Annotated in this window: 7 protein-coding genes; 6 read left to right on the top strand and 1 reads right to left on the bottom strand. The window is 66.3% G+C overall.

Annotation, left to right across the window (positions count from 1 at the left end):
- The 3 genes from WAN02_RS13260 to WAN02_RS13250 form a co-directional block, all read left to right on the top strand.
- The coding region (locus WAN02_RS13260; RefSeq protein ID WP_422264646.1) for an LLM class flavin-dependent oxidoreductase at positions 1-979 on the top strand (979 nt) is incomplete at its 5' end.
- The gene (locus tag WAN02_RS13255; protein ID WP_422264645.1) at positions 976-2,097 is read left to right on the top strand and encodes an LLM class flavin-dependent oxidoreductase; all 1,122 of its coding nucleotides are present in this window, start codon (positions 976-978) and stop codon (positions 2,095-2,097) included. The genes WAN02_RS13260 and WAN02_RS13255, both read left to right, overlap by 4 nt.
- Positions 2,094-3,428, top strand: a complete 1,335-nt coding sequence (locus WAN02_RS13250) for an NtaA/DmoA family FMN-dependent monooxygenase (RefSeq protein ID WP_422264644.1) — start codon at positions 2,094-2,096, stop codon at positions 3,426-3,428. Before WAN02_RS13255 ends, WAN02_RS13250 begins: the two co-directional genes overlap by 4 nt.
- A gap of 102 nt (positions 3,429-3,530) precedes the next feature.
- Here WAN02_RS13250 and WAN02_RS13245 read toward each other — a convergent pair whose 3' ends face one another.
- Entirely contained in the window at positions 3,531-4,271 is a 741-nt protein-coding gene (locus WAN02_RS13245; protein WP_422264643.1) for an MBL fold metallo-hydrolase, read from the bottom strand.
- 36 nt (positions 4,272-4,307) lie between these two features.
- Here WAN02_RS13245 and fgd point away from each other — a divergent pair, with 36 nt between their 5' ends.
- The 3 genes from fgd to WAN02_RS13230 are packed head-to-tail and all read left to right on the top strand — an operon-like array spanning position 4,308 to position 8,567.
- Positions 4,308-5,318 (top strand): glucose-6-phosphate dehydrogenase (coenzyme-F420), encoded by a 1,011-nt coding sequence (gene fgd / locus WAN02_RS13240; protein ID WP_422264642.1) that lies wholly within the window; start codon positions 4,308-4,310, stop codon positions 5,316-5,318.
- A gap of 41 nt (positions 5,319-5,359) precedes the next feature.
- The gene (gene pta / locus WAN02_RS13235; RefSeq protein ID WP_422264647.1) at positions 5,360-7,414 is read left to right on the top strand and encodes a phosphate acetyltransferase; all 2,055 of its coding nucleotides are present in this window, start codon (positions 5,360-5,362) and stop codon (positions 7,412-7,414) included.
- Positions 7,407-8,567, top strand: a complete 1,161-nt coding sequence (locus tag WAN02_RS13230) for an acetate kinase (protein ID WP_422264641.1) — start codon at positions 7,407-7,409, stop codon at positions 8,565-8,567. The genes pta and WAN02_RS13230 overlap by 8 nt, the downstream gene beginning before the upstream one ends.
- Positions 8,568-8,689: the final 122 nt, after the last annotated feature.

Raw genomic sequence — 8,689 nt, 5'->3', positions numbered from 1 at the left:
TTTGGCGGCCACCGCGGAGCGTGGCCTGTTGGATTTCCTCACCATCGACGACACGCTGACGCCCCAGCCCGGCCGGCGCGAATCGATCAGCCCGCGGCGGCTGGCCGGACGCGGCGACGCCTTGCTCGTCGCCGCTCGCATCGCCCCGGTCACCAAGCACATCGGCCTGATTCCGGTGGCCACCGTCACTCATACCGAGCCGTTTCACATTTCGAAAGCCATCGCCACCTTGGATCACGTCTCGCACGGGCGGGCCGGCTGGCAGCCACGGGTCAGCTCGACGGCGCACGAGGCCGCGCTGTTCGGGCGACGCGACGCGTCCGCCGGCGGCGGCGAATTGTTCGACGAGGCGGCCGATGCCGTCGAGGTGGTGCGCCGGTTGTGGGACAGCTGGGAGGACGACGCGATCATCCGCGACGCGCAGACCGCGCGCTACATCGACCGGGCCAAGCTGCACTACATCGACTTCCACGGGAAATACTTTTCGGTGAAAGGCCCGTCGATCACCCCACGTCCGCCGCAGGGGCAACCGGTGGTGGCGGCGCTGGCACATGGACCGAGGATCTACGAATTCGCGGCCACCAGCGCCGATCTCGTCTTCATCACGCCAACCGACGATGTATCGCTGGACTCGATCCTCGATGAGGTCAAGGCGGCGGGCGGACAGCATTTGAAGGTCTATGCCGACGTAGTGGTCACATTCGGCGGCGATACCGAATTCGGTTCTGACGCATTGATCTTCGATGGCAGCCCGGGCGATGTGGTCGACCTGCTGCTGGGCTGGCAACAGCGGGGCGTCGACGGTGTGCGGCTCCGGCCGGCCGTCAATGCCACCGACCTTCCGGTGATCGTCGACGAGGTGGTGCCACTGTTACAGCGGGCCAAGCGGTTTCGGACGTCCTACCGCGACGGCGAGACGCTGCGTCAACGACTCGGCCTGCCCGTCGCGCCCAACCGGTACGCGGACGTGCACTCGTGACCACCGTCCCGCTGTCGATCCTGGACCTGTCGCCGATCAGCGCCGGCAGTGACGCCGCGACGGCGTTGCACAACACGATCGATCTCGCCCAACGCGCGGAGCGATGGGGATATCGCCGGTTCTGGATCGCCGAACACCACTTCGTCGGCGTCGCCAGCTCAGCGCCGGCCGTACTGATCGGACAACTCGCGGCCGCTACCAACACAATCCACATCGGGTCGGCCGCGGTCCAGCTCGGCCACACCACCGCCGCCGCGGTGGTGGAGAGCTTCGGCATGCTGGATGCGTTCTACCCGGGCCGCATCGACCTCGGCCTCGGCCGCGGGCAGCGGCGCGACACCGGGTTCAAGCCAAAGAGCCCAGCGACGAAGAATCGGCCACCCCGGCAGTGGCGCGAAGTCGACGGCGTGGTGATCCCGCTGCCGTTCGACCTCCGCGGACTACTCGACACCGAGCGCGTCATGGCGACGATGGAAATCCTCCAGCAGCCGGAGGCCGTCGCGCCCGACTTCGCCGATCAACTCGGCGACATCCTCGCGATGCTCGACGGCAGCTACCAGGCCGGCGGATTCGACGTACACGCCGTGCCGGGTGAGCGATCGGGGTTGGTGCCCTGGATCTTTGGCAGTACACGGGGCCAGAGCGGGCGGCTGGCCGGCGCGCACGGACTGCCGTTCGTGGCGAGTTACCACATCACCCCGGCGACCGCGCTGGAAGCCATCGAGGCCTATCGGGACACGTTCGTCCCATCGGCGACGCTGCAAGAGCCCTATGTTGTGGTGTCCGCCGATGTCGTGGTGGCCGACGACAGCGCCACTGCGCGGCATCTGGCGGCCGGCTACGGGTCGTGGGTGTATTCGATCCGCACCGGGGTGGGCGCGGTGCCCTACCCGGCCCCCGGTGATTGCCGGCCGCTGACCGAAGAGCAACTACCCGTGGTCAAGGACCGGCTGGAGACTCAGTTCGTCGGCGACGCCGACGAGGTCGCCGAGCGGCTGTCTGCCCTGCAACGCCTGAGCGGTGCCGACGAACTTGTCGTCACATCGGTGACCCATGACCACCAGGCGCGTCTGCGCTCACATGAGCTGCTCGCACAACGCTGGGGGATCGGCAAATGAGTACACGAGAAGGCAAGCACCGCAAGCCCGTTCATCTAGCCGCTCATTTCCCGGGTGTCAACAGCACGACTGTGTGGACCGATCCGGAATCGGGCAGCCAGATCGAGTTCGACTCGTTCGCGCACATGGCCCGCACCGCCGAACGCGGTTTTTTCGACTTCTTCTTCCTCGCCGAGGGGCTGCGACTGCGTGAGCATCGCGGCCAGATCTACGACCTCGACGTGGTGGGCCGGCCGGACACGTTCACCGTGCTGGCGGCGCTGGCCGCCGTCACCCACCGGCTGGGGTTGACCGGGACGATCAACACCACGTTCAACGAGCCTTTCGAGGTGGCAAGGCAATTCGCGACCCTCGACCAGCTGTCTGACGGCCGCGCGGGCTGGAACATCGTCACTTCGTCGGACGCGTTCACCGGTGAGAACTTTCGGCGCGGTGGTTTCCTCGATCATGCCGACCGCTATCAGCGGGCCGAGGAGTTCCTCAGCGTGGCACGCGAGTTCTGGGACAGCTGGGCATCGGACACCGTGCTGGCCGATGTCGATTCGGGAACTTATCTCAATCCCGACCGGGTGGCAGTGGTCGACCATCACGGCCCGCAATTCGATGTGCGCGGAGTTGCCACGCTGCCCGCGGGGCCGCAGGGACATCCGATTCTGTTGCAGGCCGGGGACTCCGACGAAGGCCGCAACTTCGGCGCCCACTATGCCGACGCACTGTTCACCCTGCATGGGTCATTAGAGGATGGCCAACGATACTACGCAGACGTCAAAGGTCGCGCGGCATCATACGGGCGAAATCCCGACGACCTCAAGGTGTTTCCGGCAGCCACGTTCGTGCTCGGTGACACTGCTGAGGAGGCTGACGACAAAGCGCACTACATCCGGCGCCAGCAGGTCAGCGGCCCGACGGCGATCGCGATGCTCGAGCAAGTGTGGGGGCGTGACCTCTCGGACTACGACCCCGACGGACCACTGCCCAAGGATGATCCGAGCGGCGACACCAGCATCACTCAGGGCCGCGTCCGGCACGGGGACCCGATCGAGGTGGCCCGCCGTTACCGCGAACGCGCTGAGGCGCAGAACCTGTCGATTCGCGAACTGATCATCGCCGTCAGCAGCCGGGAGCAGTTCGTGGGCACCGCCGATCACGTCGCCGCGGAGATCGACCGCTACATTCAGTCCGACGCCTGCGACGGGTTCATTTTTGTGCCGCACCTGACGCCGCACGGCCTGGACGAGTTCGTCGACCACGTGGTGCCAGTGCTGCAGGAACGTTCAGGGTTCCGCACCGAATACAGTGGAACCACGCTGCGCGAGCATCTCTTCAGCTAGGCCGTTGGATGTGGTGTTGTGCCCGCCTCTGAGCGAAAATTCCGTAAATCGCCGGAGCCGGGCAGATCCACACAGCCCGATCAGCCCGTGACGCTTGACCGGCTAGAGCGCCAAGGCGGTCGCTTGCTTGGTGGCTTCGAGGATCGGGCCACGCCACACGTCGCCGTGGCCGGGCAGCAGAATCTCGGTGTCCAGCAGCGCCAGCGCCGCCAGGCTGCGGATGCAGCCGTCCTGATCGTGGCTGAACATTTCGGGCAGCAGTTGCGGTCCACTGTGCGATAGCAGCGGATGCCCGGTCACCAGTGCATCGCCGCTGACCAACACCCCGTCGACTACAAACGAGCAGTGGCCGCCGGTGTGGCCGGGTGTCGGGATGGGCATTGGCCCGCCAGGTAATGCAGCGGCCAGCTCGGCGGTCAGCGGCTGCGCGGTGGGGATGCCCTCGCGGCTGAGCCCGCCGTCGCGCACGAGGTGGGCGGTCCACAGCGCCCATCGGGGTCGCCAGACGTGCATGGCGACATCGATCGGCGATGCCTGCTCCAGATACTCGCGCTTGGCGTGGCCGACCTCGTCGGCGTGACAGTAGACCGGGGTGCCGTGGGTTTTGGCGAACCAGATCGCCGAGCCGAGATGGTCGATGTGGGCGTGCGTCAGCAGGATGGCCCGCACGTCTTCGGCCTGGTAGCCGAGTTGCCGCAGCGAGGCCAGCACGTCGTCGCGGTCACCGGGATATCCGGCGTCGATCAGCATGACCCCGCTGTCGTCGCCGACCAGCGTCCAGTTCACCGCGCCGCCCTGGACGAGGTGGACGGACTCGGTGACGGCGTTCAGCACCGGTGCCATGCCCGAGAGTCTAGGCACTGGAGTAGAAACGACAGCGTGGCTGAACTCAAACTTGGATATAAGGCGTCGGCGGAGCAGTTCGCGCCGCGGGAACTCGTCGAGCTGGCGGTCGCCGCCGAAGCGCACGGCATGGACAGCGCAACGGTCAGCGATCACTTCCAGCCGTGGCGGCACGAGGGCGGGCACGCGCCGTTCTCACTTGCTTGGATGACGGCGGTCGGCGAGCGGACCAAACGGCTGCAGCTTGGCACCTCGGTGCTGACGCCGACGTTCCGTTACAACCCGGCCGTCATCGCGCAGGCCTTCGCCACCATGGGCTGTCTCTACCCGGATCGCATCTTCCTCGGCGTCGGCACCGGAGAGTCGCTCAACGAGATCGCCACCGGATATGAGGGCGAATGGCCGGAGTTCAAGGAGCGCTACGCGCGGTTGCGTGAATCGGTGCGGCTGATGCGCGAGCTGTGGCTGGGCGACCGGGTCGACTTCGAGGGCGAGTACTACCACACCAAGGGCGCCTCGATTTACGACGTGCCCGAGGGCGGCATCCCGATCTACATCGCCGCCGGCGGTCCGCAGGTGGCCAAGTACGCGGGCCGCGCCGGTGACGGCTTCATCTGCACCTCCGGTAAGGGCGAGGAGCTGTACAAGGACAAGCTCATCCCTGCCATGAAGGAGGGCGCGGAGGCCGCCGGCAAGAACCCTGATGACATCGACCGGATGATCGAGATCAAGATCTCCTACGACACCGATCCCGATCTGGCGCTGGAGAACACGCGGTTCTGGGCGCCGCTGTCGCTGACCGCCGAACAGAAGACCAGCATTCACGACCCGATCGAGATGGAAGCGGCCGCCAACGCGCTGCCGATCGAGCAGGTCGCCAAACGCTGGATCGTGGCGTCGGACCCCGACGAAGCGGTCGCGAAGGTCAAGGACTACGTCGACTGGGGCCTCAATCATCTGGTGTTCCACGCGCCGGGTCACGATCAGCGCCGGTTCCTGGAGCTCTTCCAGAAGGACCTCGAGCCCCGGCTGCGACGGCTGGGCTGACCCGCAGCGTGGCCGCTTCCAGTTCAGCGTCGCCGGCCGGCATCTACATCGCGGCGCCGGAAGCAGACACCGGCAAGTCGGCGATCGCGCTGGGGATCTTGCATCGTCTGGCTGCCACGGTGGCCAAAGTCGGTGTGTTCCGGCCGATCACGCGAGCCGACGAGGACCGCGACTACATCCTGGATCTGCTGCTGGCCCACACCACCGCCGGCCTGCCCTACGAGCCCTGCATCGGCGTGACATATCAGCAACTGCATGCCGATCGTGACGCCGCGATCGACGACATCGTCGAGCGGTATCACGCGATGGCCGCCGATTGTGACGCGGTGGTCGTCGTCGGCAGTGACTACACCGATGTGGCCAGCCCGGTTGAGCTGAGCGTGAACGCGCGCATCGCGGTCAACCTCGGCGCGCCGGTGGTGTTGGCGGTAGGGGCCAAGGACCGCAGCGTCGAGCAGGTCGTTCACGCCGTCGAGGTGTGTCTGGCCGAGCTGAGCGCACAGCGCGCGCATACCGCTGCCGTGGTGGCCAACCGTTGCGAACCAACGCAATTGACAGCGATCACCGAGGCGCTGCGCCCGCTGGCGCCAAAAACCTACGCGGTCCCGGACGAGCCGCTGCTGGTGGCGCCGACGGTGGCGGATCTGCAGGCCGCGGTGAACGGCACCTTGGTCAGCGGCGACACCGAGCTGATGAACCGTGAAGTGATGGGCGTGGTTGTCGCAGGCATGACGGCCGACCACGTGTTGGAACGGCTGCGCGAGGCTACGGCGGTAGTGACCCCCGGCGACCGCTCCGACGTGGTGCTCGCCGTCGCCAGTGCCCATGCCGCCGAGGGGTTTCCGTCGTTGTCGTGCATCATTCTCAACGGCGGGTTCGAATTGCACCGGTCGATCGGAGCGCTGGTGGCCGGGCTGCGGCTGCGGCTGCCGATCATCGCCACCACGCTGGGCACCTTCGAGACAGCCGGCGCGGTGGGGTCGGCTCGGGGCCGCGTCACCACGACGTCGCAGCGCAAAATCGACACCGCGCTGCAGCTGATCGAGAGCCACGTCGACCTTTCGGACTTGCTGGCGCAGTTGGCGATTCCGATCCCCAAAGTGACCACGCCGCAGATGTTCACCTATCAGCTGCGCGAACGGGCCCGACAGGACCGGAAGCGCATTGTGCTGCCGGAGGGTGACGACGATCGGATCCTCAAGTCGGCGGGCCGGGTGCTGCAGCGGGGTATCGCCGACCTGACCATCCTCGGCGACGAGAGCCAGATCCGCGCCCGCGCAGCCGAACTCGGTGTCAGCCTGGACGATGTCGCGGTATTCGACCCCCGCACCAGCCAGTTGTGTGACCAGTTCGCCGAGCAGTACGCCCAGCTGCGCGCCAAGAAGGGTGTCACCGTCGAGCAAGCCCGCGAGATCATCCACGACGTGTCGTATTTCGGCACCATGCTGGTGCACAACGGCATGGTCGATGGCATGGTGTCCGGTGCGGTGCACACCACAGCTCACACCGTCCGCCCGGCTTTCGAGATCATCGGCACCGCGCCCGGCATCTCGACGGTGTCCAGTGTCTTCTTGATGTGCCTGCCGGATCAGGTTCTGGCGTACGGAGATTGCGCGATCGTCCGCGACCCGACCGTCGAGGAGCTTGCCGACATCGCGATCAGCGCCGCGCAGACCGCGGCGCAGTTCGGCATCGAGCCACGGGTGGCCATGCTGTCGTACTCCACCGGTGAGTCCGGCTCGGGAGCCGATGTCGACAAGGTCAGGGAAGCGACCGAATTGGTCCGCAGCCGGGCACCGCAGGTGCTGGTCGAGGGGCCGATCCAATACGACGCCGCAGTCGAGCCGTCCGTTGCCGCCACCAAGATGCGTGACTCGCCTGTCGCCGGCAAGGCGACCGTGCTGATATTTCCGGACCTGAACGCCGGCAACAACGCCTACAAGGCGGTGCAACGTAGTGCGGGTGCGATCGCGATCGGCCCGGTGCTGCAGGGTTTGAACAAGCCGGTGAACGACCTGTCTCGCGGCGCCCTGGTCGACGACATCGTCAACACCGTGGCGATCACCGCGATCCAGGCGCAGGGTGTCGATGAGTAGCCCGGTAGTGCTGGTGCTGAACTCCGGCTCGTCGTCGCTGAAATATCAACTGATCGAGCCTGATTCGGGTAAATCGCTAGCGGACGGCATCGTCGAGCAGATCGGTGAGCCGTCGTCCCCCGTCACCGACCACAGGGCGGCGCTGCGGGCGGCCTTCGAGAAGCTGTCCGACGACGGCATCGATGTGAAGACCTGCGCGCTGGCCGCGGTCGGTCACCGGGTGGTCCACGGCGGGTCGGTCTTCTACCGGCCAACGGTCATCGATGACACGGTCATCGCCGAACTCAAGGGCCTGTCGATGCTGGCCCCGCTGCACAATCCGCCCGCCGTGCAAGGCATCGAGGTCGCCCGCACGATGCTGCCGGCGGTGCCGCACGTCGCGGTGTTCGACACCGCGTTCTTCCACAACCTGCCCGCCGCCGCGGCGACCTATGCGATCGACCGAGAGCTCGCGGAGAAGTGGCACATCCGACGGTACGGATTTCACGGCACCTCGCACCGCTACGTCAGCCAACAGGCCGCCGCGTTCCTCGACCGGCCGTGGGAGAAGCTGAATCAGATTGTGCTGCATCTGGGTAACGGTGCCTCCGCCTCGGCGATCGCCGGTGGTCGCCCGGTCGACACCTCGATGGGACTGACTCCGTTGGAGGGCCTGGTGATGGGCACCCGCAGCGGTGATATCGACGCGGGCATCGTGAGCTATCTGCACCGGGAGGCCGACATGAGCGTCGACGAGATCGAGGCGATGCTCAATCAGCACTCCGGTTTGCTGGGCCTGGCCGGGGAGCGGGACTTCCGCCGTCTGCGCGAGATGATCGAATCTGGCAACAGCTCAGCGCAGTTGGCCTACGACGTATTCATTCACCGGCTGCGCAAATACATTGGCGCCTACCTGGCGATCCTGGGCCGCGCCGATGTCGTGAGCTTTACTGCGGGTGTCGGAGAAAACGCCGCCGCGGTGCGCTACGACGCGCTGGACGGACTTCAACGGCTGGGCATCGAAATCGACGAGCAGCGTAACTCGCAGCCTGCCAGGGGCGCTCGGCGCATTTCCACCGACCGCTCGCCGATCGCCGTTCTGGTGGTTCCGACGAACGAGGAACTGGCGATCGCCCGCGATTGTCTGCAAGCGATTCCCGTTCGGGGTAGCTGAGCAAGGGCTGAGAAATTATGGTTTCTGACTTGGTTTTTTCTCAGTAAAGATGCGAGAAGGCTCCGACGGGCGGGAGACCCGCCGGAGCCCCCTCCTCCCCCTGGACCTGCTGACCTGGAGTC

Source organism: Mycobacterium sp., from assembly GCF_049281135.1.
Taxonomy (GTDB): Bacteria; Actinomycetota; Actinomycetes; order Mycobacteriales; family Mycobacteriaceae; genus Mycobacterium.
The sequence above is the reverse complement of the archived record's forward strand: the minus strand, read 5'-3'. Positions and strand labels throughout refer to the sequence as shown.